Below are 15,057 nucleotides of genomic sequence, written 5' to 3' on the forward strand. Positions count from 1 at the left end.
CATGAGTGATCTGCACAACCTCAGCGTGAAAGCGCTGGCCACCCTGCTCCAAACCAAAGAAGTCAGCGCCGTCGAAGTGGCCACGCGCTTTTTGGCACGCATGGGCGGCAACCCGCACAACGCTTTTTTGGACATCGACAGCGAAGTGACGCTGGCCCAGGCCCAAGCTTCGGACGCCAAGCTGGCCGATGGCACAGCAGGCCCCCTCGAAGGCGTGCCTGTGGCGCACAAAGACGTGTTCGTCACGCAAGACTTTGCGACCACCGCAGGCTCCAAAATCCTGAGCGGCTACCGCTCGCCCTTTGACGCCACCGTGGTGCAGCGCCTGCGCACGGCGGGCATGGTCACTTTGGGCAAGCTCAACTGCGACGAATTCGCCATGGGTTCGGCCAACGAAAACTCGGCCTATGGCCCGGTGCAAAACCCTTGGGACACGGCCCGTGTGCCTGGCGGTTCGTCTGGCGGCAGCGCGGCCGCTGTGGCCGCTGGCCTGGCGCCTGCCGCCACGGGCACCGACACAGGCGGCTCGATCCGCCAGCCCGCCAGCTTTTGCGGCATCACCGGCATCAAGCCCACCTATGGTCGCGCATCCCGCTACGGCATGATCGCCTACGCCTCCAGCCTGGACCAAGCTGGCCCCATGGCCCGCAGCGCCGAAGACTGCGCGCTTTTGCTGAGTGCCATGTGCGGCGCGGATTTGGACCGTGACTCGACTTCGCTGGACATGCCCAGTGAAGACTTTTCGGCATCGCTCAACAGCTCCATTGAAGGCCTGCGCATTGGCATTCCCAAAGAGTTCTTTGGCGAAGGCTTGGCGGCAGATGTGCGCGCTGCGGTGGACAACGCCTTGCGCGAGTACGAAAAACTCGGCGCCAAGTTGGTGCCCATCAGCCTGCCGCGCACCGAGTTGTCCATCCCGGTGTACTACATCATTGCCCCGGCCGAAGCCAGCTCCAACTTGAGCCGCTTTGACGGCGTGAAGTTCGGCCACCGCGCCAAGGACTACACCGACCTGGTGGACATGTACAAAAAGACCCGCGCTGAAGGCTTTGGCAACGAGGTCAAGCGCCGCATCATGACGGGCGCTTATGTGCTGAGCCACGGCTACTACGACGCCTACTACCTGCAAGCGCAAAAAATCCGCCGCATGATCGCCGACGACTTCCAAAACGCGTTCAAAGAATGCGACTTGATCGCAGGCCCTGTGGCCCCCTCGGTGGCCTGGAAGTTTGGCGAGAACGCCAACGACCCGGTGGCCGATTATTTGGCCGACATCTTCACCCTGCCCGCCTCGCTGGCCGGCCTGCCCGGCATGAGCGTGCCCGCTGGATTTGGCGCGGGCAACATGCCCGTGGGCCTGCAGCTGATCGGCAACTGCTTCAAAGAAGCCCAGCTGCTGAACGCTGCGCACCGACTGCAACAAGCCACCGATTTCCACCTTCGCAAGCCACAAGGCATTTGAGCCATGCCCTGCCTCCTCAAAGCGTTCGCCCGCCCCTCGCTGAGTGCTGCGTCATCGCGAGCGAAGCGTGGCGATCCATGGACTGCCGCGTCGCATGCGCTCCTCGCAGTGACGGCCACAGGCCACTTGTGATTCACCGGATAAACACACCATGAGCAAACTCGTCCAAGGTTACGAAGTCGTCATCGGCTTCGAAACACACGCCCAACTCTCGACCCACAGCAAGATTTTCAGCCGTGCGCCCACCGCCTTCGGCGCTGAAGCCAACACACAAGCCTGCGCGGTGGACATGGCTTTGCCCGGCACGCTGCCCGTGATGAACATCGGCGCTGTGGAACGTGCGATTGAATTTGGCCTGGCCATCAACGCGCACATCGCCGAGCGCAGCATCTTTGCCCGCAAAAACTACTTCTACCCCGACCTGCCCAAGGGCTACCAGATCAGCCAGTTCGAGATCCCTGTCGTTCAAGGCGGCGAAGTGTCGTTCTTTCTGGAAGTGGGCAAAGAGACCGTGCGCAAAACCGTGCGCCTGGAACGTGCCCACCTCGAAGAAGACGCGGGCAAGTCGCTGCACGAAGACTTCATTGGGCAAAGCGGCATTGACCTCAACCGTGCAGGCACGCCCCTGCTGGAAATCGTGACCCAGCCCGACATGCGCAGCAGCGAAGAAGCCGTGGCATACGCCAAAGAGCTGCACAAGATCGTCACCTGGATCGGCATCTGCGACGGCAACATGCAAGAAGGCTCGTTCCGGTGTGATGCCAACGTGTCGGTGCGCAAACCTGGTGACCCGCTGGGCACACGCCGCGAGATCAAGAACCTGAACAGCTTCAAGTTCATGCAGCAGGCGATCGACTACGAAGTGCGGTGGCAAATCGACCAAATCGAAGACGGCCACACCATCCAGCAAGCCACCGTGCTGTTCGACCCCGACACGGGCGAGACCCGCGCCATGCGCACCAAGGAAGACGCCGCTGACTACCGCTACTTCCCCGACCCAGACCTGCCACCACTGGTGATCGGCCGCGACTGGGTCGAGCGCGTCAAAGGCGAGATGGCCGAGCTGCCGCGTGTCATGGCCGAGCGCTTCGTCAAAGACTACGCCCTGCCCGAATACGACGCCACACAGCTGACGCAAAGCAAGGCGGTTGCCGCCTACTTTGAAGCCACGGCCAAAGCCTGCGGCCAAGCCAAACTGGCCAGCAACTGGATCATGGGCGAAGTCTCACGCCGCCTGAACGCGAGCGAAATGGCGATTGAGCAAGCGCCCGTGAGTGCGGCCCAACTGGCCGCCCTGATCGGCCGCATCAGCGACAACACCATCAGCAACAACGCCGCGCGTCAGGTGTTTGAAGGCCTGTGGAACGGCGAAGGCGAAGTCGACGCCATCATCGAAGCCAAAGGCCTCAAGCAGATGAATGACACGGGTGAGCTGGAAAAGATCATCGACGACGTGCTGGCCGCCAACCCCAAGATCGTGGAAGAGTTCAAGGCGGGTAACACCAAAGCCCTGAATGGTTTGGTGGGTCCGATCATGAAGGCCAGCAAGGGCAAGGCTAATCCGGGGCAGGTGAACGCTTTGTTGATGAAGAAGCTGGGCTAAACATGGATTCGGCGATCACTGAAGTCCCACGACTTGTACGTGACTTGTACAAGGTGGTCGCTGAATTGGAGTTGCTGTTTGAGACCAAAAATAAAAAATTTACCCCAGACGGCCATCTTGTCGGAAGTCTTGGGGAAGTACTTGCTGCCCACACGTATGGGCTTGATCTGTATCCCAACTCGCACCCAGGCCATGATGCCGTCAGTAAGGATGGTCGAGAAGTTCAGATTAAGGCTACACAAGGTAACAGGGGTGTAGCACTGCGAAGCAAGCCAGAGCATCTGATTGTCTTGCGCATCTTTCCGAATGGACAGTCAGAGGAAATTTTCAATGGGCCAGGGGATTGTGTGTGGGATGTTTGTGGCAAAAGGCTGCAAAAAAATGGCCAACATCCTGTCGCCCTTTCAACTTTAAAAAAGCTGATGGATACACAGGTTACCCAGGCTCAGCGCTTGCCGAAATTGAGCTGATACCGCGTCCCCCGCCCCGCCCCGGTCTGCACCAACACCCCCATCTCGCACAGCGCCGTGAGTTCACGGTAAGCCGTGGCGCGCGACACGCGGCACAGGTTCACGTATTTCTCGGTGCTGATGCCGTTGGCAAATCCCTCAGGCCCCACGTCATAAAGTTTGTTGATCGCCTTGGTTTGTGTGGGCGTGAGCTGCGGGTGTTGCTCGCGCAGTTCTGACCAGAAGCGGGTTTTGCGCATGGCCGCTTGCATGTGGTCCCAGGTGGCATCGGCTGCTTTGTGCACACAGCCCACGAACCATTGCACCCAAGGCGTCACATCCATGTTGGCCTGTCCGGTGGCCGCTTGCAGCTGGGCGTAGTAGCCTGCCCGGTCCAACCACATTTGCTGCGACAGGCTCCACAAGCGTTTGTCGGTTTTCAGGTCTTGCGCCAGGGCCATTTCAACCAGCGCTCTTCCAACGCGGCCGTTGCCGTCTTCAAAGGGGTGAATGGCTTCGAGCCACAGGTGCGCCAGCGCCGCACGCACCAGTCCATCGGTTTTGCTCAAGCTGCTGTTGAACCATTCAATCAGCCGCGTCATCTGTGCGTGCACGTCGGCCGAATCGGGTGCCTGGTAGTGCACGATGTCGGGCTTACCCATGCGGGGCGTCACGATTTGCATGGGTTCGGCATGGTCGCGGTAAGCGCCAGTGCGTATTTTCTGGATGCCGCTGCGTCCGGTAGGGAACAAGGCAGCTTGCCAGCCGTACAGAGTGTCGTGGCTCAAGGGCTGCTGGCTTTGTTCGATGGCCGCCTGCAGCACGTCGAGCGTGGCTTCGGTCCTTGCATCACGATCTAGCGCTTTGGCGTCAGCCATGCGCAAGCGCCGGGCGGCTGAGGCCCGCACCGAATTGACTTGCAGAATCTCACCTTCGATCTGCGCCGTGGCGATGGCTTCGTCGGCCCAGCCTTGCAGTTCCAATGCGCCCAAGTCCATCAGTTGCAGATGGCTGGCGAGTCCCATTGACCGCCCTTGTGCATAGCGTGCAGCGGCCAACGCCGGTTGCAGCGCGGCCAGATCGACCTGAAATTCAGGCCAGTAAGGGAATTGCCAGAGGTACATGAAGCGTATTTTAGAGATTTGCGCTTCATTCGTGAAGCGTAAATGGCATTTTTACGCTTCAAACCCTATCGATAGACCTCACGCCGATTACCGATGCGCAGCACGCGCACCAGGATTTTCTGGTCCTGGATGTCACAGATGATGCGCCAGTCACCCACGCGGTATTTCCAGTAACTGCCCAAGCGCTGACCCGAAAGTGCTTCGCCGATGTCGCGGGGGTTGGTCAAGCTGCTGACGCGTGTGCGCAGAAAACCCACCAAACGGATCTGGATGGGCTGATCGAGTTTGCGCAGGTCCTTAAGGGCGTCCGGGTCAAATTCAATTTGCCAGGCCAAGCTCGCGCTCCACGTCTTCCAGTGAAATGGTTTTGCGGTTCTTGCGTGCGCGGGCCTCAGCCAGGAAATAGTCTTCCAGGTCATCGATGTGTTCGAGGATGGCTTCGCGCGCCAGCGCGGTCTTGGTCAGACCGGTCTCTTGGGCCAATTGACCCAAGCGTGTTTCGATGCTTTCGGGCAGGCGGATGGCAAGCATGGTTGATTCCCTTTGAACAGTTGCTATACAAGTATAGCCAGTCAATCTGTTTCCACCAACTCAACGAATCTGCAGCAACGCCTTGATCTTGGCGCGAACTTCCTGCAGCACCTCTTCAGACACCGCGCCCTTCTTTTGGGCTTTGCGCACGCGCCAGTCCAGTGACTTGACCTGGTCCGACAAAACCACACACGGCTTTGCGCTGATTTGAGTCAGTACTTCAAAAGGGTAGCCCTTGATTTGCGTGGACAAGGGGCAGCAGATCATTAACCCCTTTTTAGCGTTGTAAGCCGACGGACTGAGTACCAGTGCTGAGCGATGACCGGCATGCTCATGTCCCGCTTGTGGGTCGAGCTCTAGCCAAACAATGTCACCGGCTTCTGGCACATAGGCTCGCGTGACCATCAGAGGGCTTCCTGCCCAACTGGCCCGCCAAAGTCCACCGCGTCATGGGTGTTCTCGTCGGTCATGCCTGCCAACAGGTCTTCTAATTTGTATTCGGGCTGGGTAGCGGGCTCGATGACGATTCGACCTTTCGTTGCCGTGATGATGACGTGCTGCTCCAAGTCGAATGCGGCCGACTTCATGACTGCGCTTGGCAGGCGCAATGCAGGGCTATTGCCCCATTTGCGGATAACGGCATCCATGTCATTCTCCTTTTGTGTCTACATTGTAGATACATTCGGTGGATTTGAGGCTGCTTGCCGTTTTCCAATATGGCCGACTCTCAATCAAGCCATCACATCGCGTCATGAGCATCCAGTGCTTGCACCGGCACCGCAGCCTGCTTGGCCTCGAATTTCTGCTGGTTGGCGGGTGTCCGTGCCACATTTGCACGGCGCATTTTTCAGTGAACACCGTGCCAGTCTGCGCCGCTCTGCACTGACACAAAGTCGAGGCTGAAGCCAACGATCGACAACACCTGTGAAGATTGAAAACTTCACGCAGGTCGAATCAATTCACAAATCGGTTTTCAGGTCTGCACCATCCATCAGCCCAGAGCAGCACGCCACAGTTCATGCTGCACACGCTGCTGTGCGGCCTTTTCGCGCAAGTTGGCCGGCTTGCTGATGCGCAGTTTGTGGGGTGAACCTTGGCGCAACACCTCCATCGTCAGCCCCAGACCGGATTGACCAAACTCTTCAAGGATGTGTTTTCGCCGGGCCTCTGCCATGGCCAGCAACACGTTTGCGCTGTCGTGATTTTTCAGGAAGGTCATCACTTGTCGGCAATCGGCGCATTGACAGCGCATGACCGGCACCACCATGGACCAGTCGCCTTGCTCGGGCAGGGCTTTGGCCAGTGACAGATCCAAGGCCTGTTTCACACGTTCCCGCAAAGTGGACCAACCCGCAACAGCGTGCGCCACTTTGTCCAATTCGATCAACAGGGGGCTGAGCACAACGAGCGAGTGGGAGCCCAAACCTTCATTCAGTTGACGAACCACGTCAGCGGCCAGTGGGGTGCTGGGTAACAGCAATCCGATGCGAATGAGTTCGGCCGCAAATTGGCTGCGCCAAGGCCATGCCGTATCACGCGCTTGGGGCGTCAAAGTGATCCATTGGGATTCAAGTTGTTGCCAAAGCTGGCACCTGGCCTGTGCGAAGCGCTCAATCCAGGACAAGTCAAGCCCCGCTTGCATCATGGCGGGTATCAGCTCGGTCTGCCCCAGCAAATGCTCTCGCAATGTTGTACCGCCGTAGCTGTATGCCCATTCACTGAGAACGCGTTTTACCTGAGACTCCAGGTCATGCTTTTGCAGCCAACGACTGAGCAACTCATCGCAGAACTTCTGGCCATGCGCCTTGACCAAGACGGCCAAGCCACCGGCGTGCCCCGCGACAAACACCCATGGCGAGGCCGTCTCCAGCAACTCAAGCGCCAGTTGCGGGTCTGACAAACTGGCGGCAATCAGGCACTGGTCGGTAAAGCGTTGGGGGTTTTCGCTTTGAAAACGGAGCAATCGCGCTTTAACGGCCTGCACCGTGCTCAGAACTTTGGCCGCTTGCTCGGATTGGCCCGCCAGCGCCACCAAAGCTTGCAAGGCCTTGTCGGCATCCAGGTCAAACTGTTGCAGCAATTCACTCGACTGGGGCCACAACACCACTGCGGCACGCCGATACCAGTAGTCCAGCGTTTCGCCGTAATTGCCCATGTAGCCTTCATATTCGGAGTTGACCAGATCGTCTTCATCGGTCTCCCGGAGACTGACAATGTCGTGGTCACGCACTTGAAGGTGTCCGATTTTTTGCACCACATGGTTGGTGTCCACCCAATGGTCCAGCGTGGTGCTGTGCTCAATGAGTTCGTCACGCTCGGGCTCTGCCTGTCTTTTGTGAGGCCTGCGGTAGTCCACATCGCTCAGATTGGCCGTCCACATTTCGTGAATTTCGGCCAAGGCCAGGTAAACGCGCAAACCCAGCGCATCGGCTGCGCTGCGCAGGGCTTGTGCGTGCGTTCTGTCATGGCCCTTGAGCAAGCCCCAGCTCAATCCCTTTTGTGAATATTCGTGGTCCAGAAAGACCACCAGACGCTGTTTGGAAGATGCACCATCTTGCGGCTGAAAGTGCTGTTGCAAAGCCGCCTGCAAAGCCGGACTGTGTGCTGTCTTGGTCTGCGTTGAATCAGGGCGCAGGACCACGTTGAAGGTCAGCACCACCCGATGGCCTTGCTGGACAGGGCGCACCTCATGGTGGCAATCGGCATAAAAGGCACACCACTGGATCTGGTCCGTGTGCAAATGCTCGGACTGAAAGCGGTGCACATCGTCCCCCTGATGCAGCACCAAATGCCCCCCCAAATGCGCGCAGGGCCAGACCAGCACCAAGGTCAACACCATGCCCGGCATTTTTTCGGTGTCCTGGTGCATCTTGAAAAACTGCCCCGGCCCATAAACCAGCGCGTTGTGCAGGTGGGCTTGCAGGGGCACGCCTTGCAGCCCCATCGCTTGCTGTACAGACACTTCTATGTCTGGCCACACGGCGTCCCAACCCGAGAGCGTTATGGAAGAGGCTTTGATCTCGCTGGTATCGCGAACCGCCTTGTCGAGCAAGGTTTGATCGCGCAAACCGAACGAGGCTGCACTGGCCAATTCGCACAATCGGCCCAGCTCGGGAGCTTGCAAAAATGGCGGCAAGGCCCCCAGACCTTTCACGTTTACAGACAGCGCCTGCACAGGAAAAGCGCCTTGGGCATGGAAACTTATTGGCACCGATCCAGCCTTTGGGGCCGGAAGATCAAGGGGTGCTTCAGCGATGAGGGCTTGAACAATGGCGGGGATCGTCATACAAAAACAGAACAAGACGTCACGGGATTGGACACAGTGTTTTGATTTTTGCACAGATGGTTCACGCCTTTGAATGGCGTCAACATGGCGTCAAGACAACGTGCCTATCGGCGCAGGGCAAGCGCCAATAGCGTTTTCAAACACGCTGTTGTGACGCCATCCGCCCATGCCGATGACCGATGCGCTGATCAATTGAAAAGACTTTTTGCTTGCAAGTCACCCTAGCAAAGGCACCACTTCCTGCTCAATCACTCCAAACACGCTCTCACCGTTCAGGCCTTTCATCTCGATGCGGATGGTGTCGCCGTACTTCATGTATTCGGTGCTGGGCTGGCCGTCCTGGATGGTTTCGATGGCACGTTTTTCGGCGATGCAGCTGTAGCCTTTGGGCCATTGTGGCTTGCCCTTGACTTGCACACTCTTGTTGCTGACCGTACCGCTGCCCACGATGGAACCTGCGCGAACATGGCGGGTTTTGCAAAGGTGCGCGATCAGCTGGCCAAAATGAAAGGTCATTTCGGGTCCGGCTTCGCACATGCCCACTTTGCGGCCATTCCAGGTGCATTGCATGGTCAAGTGCACGCGTCCCCCTTTCCAAGCCTCACCGAGTTCATCGGGCGTCACGGCCACAGGGCTGAAGGCAGTGGCAGGTTTGCCTTGCAAGAAGCCAAAGCCCTTGGCCAACTCGTTCGGAATCAGGTTGCGCAGGCTCACGTCGTTGGCCAGCATGATCAAGCGCACGGCCTCGATGGCATCGTCGGCGGGGGTTTGCATGGGCACATCCCCCGTGATGACCGCGATCTCGGCCTCAAAGTCGATGCCAAACGCTTCGTTGGCGCACACCACCGGGTCACAGGGGCCCAACAGATCATCGCTGCCGCCCTGGTACATCAGAGGGTCGGTGTAAAAGCTGCTGGGCACCTCGGTGTTGCGTGAGGCCCGTACCAGTTCCACATGGTTCAAATACGCTGAGCCATCGGCCCACTGGTAGGCACGCGGCAAAGGGGCCATGCAGCGCTCGGGGTCAAAGGGAAAAGCGTGACGGGCTTTGCCTTGATTCAAGGTGGTGTACAGGTCTTGCAGTTGGGGTGCCAGAAAATTCCAGTCATCGAGCGCTTGCTGAAGCTTGCTGGCGATGCCCGTCGCATAATGCGCGGTGCTCAGGTCACGCGAGACCACCACCAACTGACCATCGCGTGAGCCGTCTTTGTAGGTCGCCAATTTCATCTTGAAGGTGTCCTTGTGTGGTGGCCGCTGCTCACATGGGGAAACACGGCAAAATTACGTATTGTTAAACTCATTTAACTAAACGGAAAAATTAATTTTAGACCATATGCCCAGCCCAAGACCCGCAGACACCCCCCTGATTGAGGACAAAGAACGCGCGGGCATCCAGTCGGTTGAGGTGGGCTTTGCACTGCTCGATGTGCTGGCACAAGCCCCTGGCCCTCTCATGCTGCGCGACCTCGCGGGCTCGGCGGGCATGAGCGCAGCCAAGGCACACCGTTATTTGGTGAGTTTTCAACGCCTGCACTTGGTGGTGCAAGATGGCAACACCCGCTACGAACTCGGCCCGGCCGCGTTGCGCTTGGGACTGGCCTCATTGTCTCGGTTGGATGCGGTCAAGCTGGCGCGTGAGCGATTGCCAACATTGCTGGACCAAACCGGCCACACTTTGGCTTTGGCGGTCTGGGGAAACCGTGGCCCAACGCTGGTCCATTGGCAAGAGACCCCCTTGACCGTGCCGGTCAATTTGCGCTTGGGCGATGTGATGCCTTTGCTGTCGTCCGCCACCGGCCGTTGTTTTGCCGCCTTCATGGGCCACGGCGGTGGGGTCGACAAAGCCCAACCCATGATCGAATCGGAGTTGGCTTTGGTTCGCAAACTCGGTCGCACCGACTTGCCCTCGACACAGGCCCAAGTGCGTGCCATTTTGGAAGAAACCCACCACCAAGGGTTGGGTCGGGTGGTCAACGTCTTGTTGCCCGGCATCTCGGGCTTTTGTGCGCCTGTGTTCAATGCCGACGGGCATTTGGCCTTGGGCGTGGTGGCTTTGGGTTCTTCTGCCACGCTGGACACGGACTGGCACGGCTCGGTGGCCAAACCTTTGCGTGCATTTGCCGCCTTGCTTTCCAGCGATTTGGGTTGGCGTCCAACTTGAGCACGGCGTCCATGACGGCCCCGCACCCCTTCTCTTCACGGACGGGCAGACCCGCCAAAAAGACGCTCTTGCTTTTGGCGGTGGCGGTGCTGGCTGTGCACATGGCTTTGCTGTTGGGCATGGGTGATGCTCGGATCTGGCGTTTGCAAGACCCGCCCACGCGCGTGGGTGCCATGCAAACCCGCACCATTGCAAGCGCCACCGTCAGCCCCATACGTCTTTCAATGCCCAAACCTCAGGCGCCCAGCCAAACCCGCATAGCGCAAGTGGTCAAGCCCCCTGTTGCACCCAAGCCTTCACTACCGGTGCCGGCCCCAGCCCAAAGTCCAGAGCTGGCAGTCACCGCCACCCCTGACGACGTGGCCAAAGCACCCGATGAAGCCCCACCGGATGCCTCGGCTTCAGCCCCCCATTCAGCGCCCTTGGCCCAGCTTGATCCCAACAACACCAACACAACCGATCTACCGACCAGCGCCCCCCCCACTGAGGTGACTCCCCCCGTCAATCCAAGGGTGGACGCATCGTCACCGGCCGAACCCCAAGCTGTGCCGATCACGCCAGCGGAGCCGATTGCGTCGGCCACCATGGCCCTGCCCGGCATCCCTTTGGGCGCAGTGCCATCTTCGACTTTGCTCAGTTACCGCTTAACAGGCCAAGAAAAAGGCCTCCAGTACACCGCCAGTGGCAGCTTGAGCTGGCAACACAACGATGCCCGCTACGACATGACACTGACGGTCAAAGCGTTTTTGCTTGGCTCGCGGCAATGGCGCAGCCAAGGACAAATTTCATCCACAGGACTGCAGCCCATCCGGTTTTCGGACAGTTGGCGCAGCGAACGTGCCAGCCATTTTGACCAGGCTGGCCAGCGCATCGTGTTCAGCAGCAATGCACCAACGGCCGTTTTGCAAGCCGGTGCGCAAGACCAAATCAGCCTGTACGCCCAATTGGCGGCTGCCATGGCCGCCGATGGCGCACGTTTTGTGCCGGGCACCCGTTTGCAAATCCAGATTGCCACCGTGCGCGACGCTTTGCCCTGGCTGCTGACCTTGGACAAGGTGGAAACCATCACCGCCAATGGCGTGGACCTGCAGGCCACCAAATGGGTGTGTCAACCGCGCAACCGTTTTGACGCCCAAGTCGAGTTTTGGGTGGCCCGCGAACACCAGTGGTTGCCCGTGCGCATTCGCATCACCCAAGTCAACGGCAACTTCATTGACCTGAACCTGATAGGCCAAGCCCCCTTGTCCCCTTTGCCCGCCAGCAACACACCCGGTTAAAAACCCCTTGCGACTCACGTTGTTACAAACCGCCTGACTTGACGGGGACAACTTGAGGGAGAATAAAGTCATGAACTTGCTCTATGAATCTGAAACTTTTGCTGTGATGCACATGCTGGCCAATGCACCCAGCGAATCATCGCCCGCCCCCAGCAAACCCATGCTGGAGCGACATGGTTTTGAAATCGTGGACAAACGCTCGGGCAAAGAGGTGTACCTGGACGGCTCTTGGGCCGAAATGTTTCAGCAACAAATTCAAGCCTGGCAGCAGCACACCCCTACGCAAGAAGAAGTCGAAGACACGCTAGAAGGCTACACAGGTCTGGCCCAGCAGCCTGTGGTAGTGCACTGACCCCACTTGGCGATGGCTCCAGGTCGGTGGCTTCAGCCCCGACCAACACCGGTGATCCATCCTGTCGGGGCTCAAGCCACCAAGCTGCAAAAAACCGCCCTCAGGCGGTTTTTTTACGCCTGTTGATCCACTGGAACAGCGGCCCCACCAACATCAGCACCGCCACCAGACGGCAAACCTGAAACGCCGTGACCACGGGCACCCCCAACTGCAAGACCTTGGCCGTGATCGCCATCTCGGCAATGCCACCGGGCGAAGTGCCCAAAATCAGCGTGGCCGGGTGCAGCCCGGTGGCCCAGGCCAGCAAGCCGCCAAACCCGACGGACAAAGCCATCATGACCCCACTGCCGATCGCGGCCGACACCAACCAGCGCGGCGCGGTGTGCAAAAACTCACGCTGAAACCGCACCCCCAGACTCACGCCAATGACCAACTGCGCGGCATTCGACAAGTCCGTCGGCACCGCCGACCAGTTCACGCCCGACAGAGTCAGGCACATCGAGGCCAGCAAAGCGCCCATGAACCACGGGTTGCTGCGCTTGAGCCACCTCATGACCAGCGCACCTGCTGCCGTGGCCAGCCCCAGCCAAAACAAGCCAGGCCACTGCGCCACACGCGGTCCCGACAACAAACGCGCATCGACCTGCAAGCCCCAATGGCTTTGCGCCCACTGCATCGCAAAAGGCACCGACATCACCACAATGACCAGCCTTACGCTGTGCGCTGCCGCCACCAAATCGGTGCGTCCCCCATGGCGCTCGGCCAGCAAGGTCATCTCGGACGCGCCGCCAATGGCACTGGCAAAGTAGCTGGTGGCTCGCCCTGCACCGGGCGGCAGGTGCGCAAAATCGGCCGCATGTTGACGCTGCAGCCACAGGCCAAACAAGCCGCCCAGCACCAGCGCCCAAAGCACAGCCAGCACAATCGCCCACCACAGGCTGACCACCAGTGCGCTGACTTGCGGCGTGAAATACAGGCCCAAAGCTGCGCCAATGACCCATTGCCCGGCGTTGCGCAGCATGTGGGCACTGCGTGTGGGCGCACCCAGTACCGAAGCCAGCGCCGTCGCCAACAAAGGCCCCAGCATCCAGGGAATGGGGGTGTGCAGCCACACGCACAGCTCGGCAGCAACCAGCGCCAGCAGCAAGGTCAGCGCCACACGGGTCAGGTCATGAAAATTCATCGGCTCAAAAAAAGACCGCCCAAACGGGCGGTCGGGTGATGGTCATCAAAGGGCCGTCAGGCGTGACGGCGGATGCTGTCGGCCACGGTCTGCACAATCTGGTCGATGTGCGCGTCTTCCACGATGTAGGGCGGGCAAATGACAATGTTTTCGCCCGCAGGTCGCACCCAAACGCCTTTGTGGAAGCAGTCCATGAAGATGTCATAGGCCCGCTTGCCAGGCGTGCCGGGGATGCTGGCCAATTCGACCGCGCCAGCCAGACCCAGCGTGCGGATGCCAATGACGTTGGGCAAGCCCTTCAAGGCACTGTGCATCGCGTCGCCCAGCACCCGGCCTTGCTGGCCCGCGCGGGCAAACAGGTTTTCTTCCTTCATCAAGTCCAGCGTGGCAATGGCCGCTGCGCAAGCCACAGGGTGACCGGAATAGGTGTAACCGTGGAAAAACTCGATGGCATGCTGCGGTGAATTGGCGTTCATCATCGCGTCGTAGATGAAATCGCGGCAAATCACACCGCCCAAGGGAATCACGCCGTTGGTCACGGCCTTGGCGAAGTTCAGCATGTCGGGCACCACGCCGTAAAAGTCAGCGCCAAAGTTCACACCCAAGCGACCAAATCCGGTGATCACCTCGTCAAAAATCAGCAAGATGCCGTGCTTGTCGCAAATCTCGCGCAGGCGCTTGACATAGCCTTGGGGCGGGATGTACCAGCCCGCGCTGCCTGCAATGGGCTCGACGATCACGGCGGCCACGTTGCTCGGATCGTGCAACACCAAAATGCGGTTTTCCAGCTCCAGCAGCGGGTCTTCGGCCCACACAGGTTCTTCGTGGTGGATGTAGGGGTGGTTGACCGGGTCATGAATGAAGCGCATGTGGTCAACCCGGGGCAGCAGTTGTGCACCGAATGCCTTGCGGTTGGCCGGCAAGCCACCCACGCTCATGCCGCCAAAGTTGACGCCGTGATAACCCTTTTCACGCCCAATGAACACCGTGCGGTGCCCCTCGCCCCGAGCGCGGTGATAGGCCAGCGCCACTTTCAGGGCGGTGTCGGCCGCTTCCGAGCCGGAGTTGCAAAACAGCACCTTGTTCAGGTCACCAGGGGCCATGTCGGCAATCATCTGCGCTGCTTTGAAGGCCTTGTCGTTGCTGGCCTGAAAAGCCGTGGCGTAGTCCAGCGTGTCCAGCTGGTTTTTGATGGCCTCGTTGATGGGTTTGCGGTTGTGTCCCGCGCCCACGCACCACAGGCTGGAGATGCCGTCGATGACCTTTTTGCCATCGTGCGTGGTGAAGTGCATGCCTTCGGCCCCCACAAAGACCCGGGGGTCCTGGCGGAATGTGCGGTTGGGGGTGAAGGGCAACCATTGGTTGTCCATGGGGATGTCATGGTTGTTCACGAACGCACTCCTTGGGTTGAATCAGGTGGAATCCTAGTTTAAAGGACGGCCACGCCCCATGCAGGCGCGTGAATGACACAAAGCCAATGCAGGGCTGATGAGACCGAGACCTCAATACCCCCTCTCAAAGCCACTTTGACACACCGTTTGCAGCATTTTTCTTCTCCCCGAACGGATACCCCCTGTTCCTGACGACCAGAATCCATCAAAATAAAAGAATGCTTTTTAATTAAATATG

At 59.1% G+C, this 15,057-nt stretch carries 15 protein-coding genes; 6 read left to right on the plus strand and 9 right to left on the minus strand.

Annotation, left to right across the window (positions count from 1 at the left end; genetic code table 11):
* The first annotated feature begins 1 nt into the window (after position 1).
* From gatA to AMM41_RS01065, 3 genes are all read left to right on the plus strand, one after another.
* Positions 2-1,462, plus strand: coding sequence for an Asp-tRNA(Asn)/Glu-tRNA(Gln) amidotransferase subunit GatA (gene gatA, locus AMM41_RS01055; protein ID WP_089952097.1), 1,461 nt, complete (start codon positions 2-4; stop codon positions 1,460-1,462).
* A 151-nt stretch (positions 1,463-1,613) separates the two neighbouring features.
* On the plus strand, positions 1,614-3,065 hold the full coding sequence (gatB, locus tag AMM41_RS01060) for an Asp-tRNA(Asn)/Glu-tRNA(Gln) amidotransferase subunit GatB (protein ID WP_089952099.1): 1,452 nt from the start codon (positions 1,614-1,616) through the stop codon (positions 3,063-3,065).
* Between the two features lie 2 nt (positions 3,066-3,067).
* The gene (locus AMM41_RS01065; protein ID WP_089952101.1) at positions 3,068-3,535 is read left to right on the plus strand and encodes a DUF6998 domain-containing protein; all 468 of its coding nucleotides are present in this window, start codon (positions 3,068-3,070) and stop codon (positions 3,533-3,535) included.
* Here AMM41_RS01065 and AMM41_RS01070 read toward each other — a convergent pair.
* The 7 genes from AMM41_RS01070 to AMM41_RS01100 form a co-directional block, all read right to left on the minus strand.
* Complete coding sequence (locus AMM41_RS01070) at positions 3,511-4,638, minus strand: DUF4172 domain-containing protein (protein ID WP_089952103.1); 1,128 nt, start codon at positions 4,636-4,638, stop codon at positions 3,511-3,513. The genes AMM41_RS01065 and AMM41_RS01070 overlap by 25 nt on opposite strands.
* A 65-nt stretch (positions 4,639-4,703) precedes the next feature.
* Positions 4,704-4,973, minus strand: a complete 270-nt coding sequence (locus AMM41_RS01075) for a type II toxin-antitoxin system RelE family toxin (protein ID WP_089952105.1) — start codon at positions 4,971-4,973, stop codon at positions 4,704-4,706.
* Positions 4,957-5,169 carry a type II toxin-antitoxin system RelB family antitoxin gene (locus tag AMM41_RS01080; RefSeq protein ID WP_089952107.1) on the minus strand — a complete coding sequence of 71 codons (213 nt, stop codon included), beginning with the start codon at positions 5,167-5,169 and terminating at the stop codon, positions 4,957-4,959. Before AMM41_RS01080 ends, AMM41_RS01075 begins: the two co-directional genes overlap by 17 nt.
* 60 nt (positions 5,170-5,229) lie before the next feature.
* On the minus strand, positions 5,230-5,574 hold the full coding sequence (mazF, locus tag AMM41_RS01085; RefSeq protein WP_089952109.1) for an endoribonuclease MazF: 345 nt from the start codon (positions 5,572-5,574) through the stop codon (positions 5,230-5,232).
* Complete coding sequence (locus AMM41_RS01090; RefSeq protein ID WP_089952111.1) at positions 5,574-5,816, minus strand: AbrB/MazE/SpoVT family DNA-binding domain-containing protein; 243 nt, start codon at positions 5,814-5,816, stop codon at positions 5,574-5,576. Before AMM41_RS01090 ends, mazF begins: the two co-directional genes overlap by 1 nt.
* 344 nt (positions 5,817-6,160) lie before the next feature.
* Positions 6,161-8,380: a 2OG-Fe(II) oxygenase gene (locus AMM41_RS01095; RefSeq protein ID WP_194944557.1), complete on the minus strand. Its 2,220-nt coding sequence runs from the start codon at positions 8,378-8,380 to the stop codon at positions 6,161-6,163.
* Positions 8,381-8,671: 291 nt separating this feature from the next.
* Positions 8,672-9,682, minus strand: coding sequence for a fumarylacetoacetate hydrolase family protein (locus AMM41_RS01100; RefSeq protein ID WP_089952115.1), 1,011 nt, complete (start codon positions 9,680-9,682; stop codon positions 8,672-8,674).
* A 106-nt stretch (positions 9,683-9,788) separates the two neighbouring features.
* On the opposite strand from AMM41_RS01100, the gene AMM41_RS01105 reads away from it, so the two are divergent.
* From AMM41_RS01105 to AMM41_RS01115, 3 genes are all read left to right on the plus strand, one after another.
* Positions 9,789-10,616: an IclR family transcriptional regulator gene (locus tag AMM41_RS01105; RefSeq protein WP_089952117.1), complete on the plus strand. Its 828-nt coding sequence runs from the start codon at positions 9,789-9,791 to the stop codon at positions 10,614-10,616.
* Positions 10,613-11,893, plus strand: a complete 1,281-nt coding sequence (locus AMM41_RS01110) for a DUF3108 domain-containing protein (RefSeq protein ID WP_228769038.1) — start codon at positions 10,613-10,615, stop codon at positions 11,891-11,893. Before AMM41_RS01105 ends, AMM41_RS01110 begins: the two co-directional genes overlap by 4 nt.
* A 70-nt stretch (positions 11,894-11,963) precedes the next feature.
* Complete coding sequence (locus AMM41_RS01115) at positions 11,964-12,245, plus strand: BTH_I0359 family protein (protein ID WP_089952122.1); 282 nt, start codon at positions 11,964-11,966, stop codon at positions 12,243-12,245.
* A gap of 100 nt (positions 12,246-12,345) precedes the next feature.
* Here AMM41_RS01115 and AMM41_RS01120 read toward each other — a convergent pair whose 3' ends face one another.
* Entirely contained in the window at positions 12,346-13,428 is a 1,083-nt protein-coding gene (locus AMM41_RS01120; protein WP_089952124.1) for an AbrB family transcriptional regulator, read from the minus strand.
* Between the two features lie 56 nt (positions 13,429-13,484).
* The gene (locus tag AMM41_RS01125; protein WP_089952577.1) at positions 13,485-14,798 is read right to left on the minus strand and encodes an omega-aminotransferase AptA; all 1,314 of its coding nucleotides are present in this window, start codon (positions 14,796-14,798) and stop codon (positions 13,485-13,487) included.
* Positions 14,799-15,057: the final 259 nt, after the last annotated feature.

Origin of the sequence: Limnohabitans sp. 2KL-3, from assembly GCF_001269405.1 — a bacterium.
Lineage (GTDB): Bacteria > Pseudomonadota > Gammaproteobacteria > Burkholderiales > Burkholderiaceae_C > Limnohabitans_A.

Excerpts from the sequence above, each read along its gene's own strand:
- mazF (WP_089952109.1), bottom strand. The coding sequence starts at position 5,574 with ATGGTCACGCGAGCCTATGTGCCAGAAGCCGGTGACATTGTTTGGCTA.
- AMM41_RS01125 (WP_089952577.1), bottom strand. The coding sequence starts at position 14,798 with ATGGACAACCAATGGTTGCCCTTCACCCCCAACCGCACATTCCGCCAG.
- AMM41_RS01065 (WP_089952101.1), top strand. The coding sequence starts at position 3,068 with ATGGATTCGGCGATCACTGAAGTCCCACGACTTGTACGTGACTTGTAC.
- AMM41_RS01090 (WP_089952111.1), bottom strand. The coding sequence starts at position 5,816 with ATGGATGCCGTTATCCGCAAATGGGGCAATAGCCCTGCATTGCGCCTG.
- AMM41_RS01100 (WP_089952115.1), bottom strand. The coding sequence starts at position 9,682 with ATGAAATTGGCGACCTACAAAGACGGCTCACGCGATGGTCAGTTGGTG.
- AMM41_RS01080 (WP_089952107.1), bottom strand. The coding sequence starts at position 5,169 with ATGCTTGCCATCCGCCTGCCCGAAAGCATCGAAACACGCTTGGGTCAA.
- AMM41_RS01070 (WP_089952103.1), bottom strand. The coding sequence starts at position 4,638 with ATGTACCTCTGGCAATTCCCTTACTGGCCTGAATTTCAGGTCGATCTG.
- AMM41_RS01120 (WP_089952124.1), bottom strand. The coding sequence starts at position 13,428 with ATGAATTTTCATGACCTGACCCGTGTGGCGCTGACCTTGCTGCTGGCG.
- gatB (WP_089952099.1), top strand. The coding sequence starts at position 1,614 with ATGAGCAAACTCGTCCAAGGTTACGAAGTCGTCATCGGCTTCGAAACA.
- AMM41_RS01105 (WP_089952117.1), top strand. The coding sequence starts at position 9,789 with ATGCCCAGCCCAAGACCCGCAGACACCCCCCTGATTGAGGACAAAGAA.
- AMM41_RS01115 (WP_089952122.1), top strand. The coding sequence starts at position 11,964 with ATGAACTTGCTCTATGAATCTGAAACTTTTGCTGTGATGCACATGCTG.
- gatA (WP_089952097.1), top strand. The coding sequence starts at position 2 with ATGAGTGATCTGCACAACCTCAGCGTGAAAGCGCTGGCCACCCTGCTC.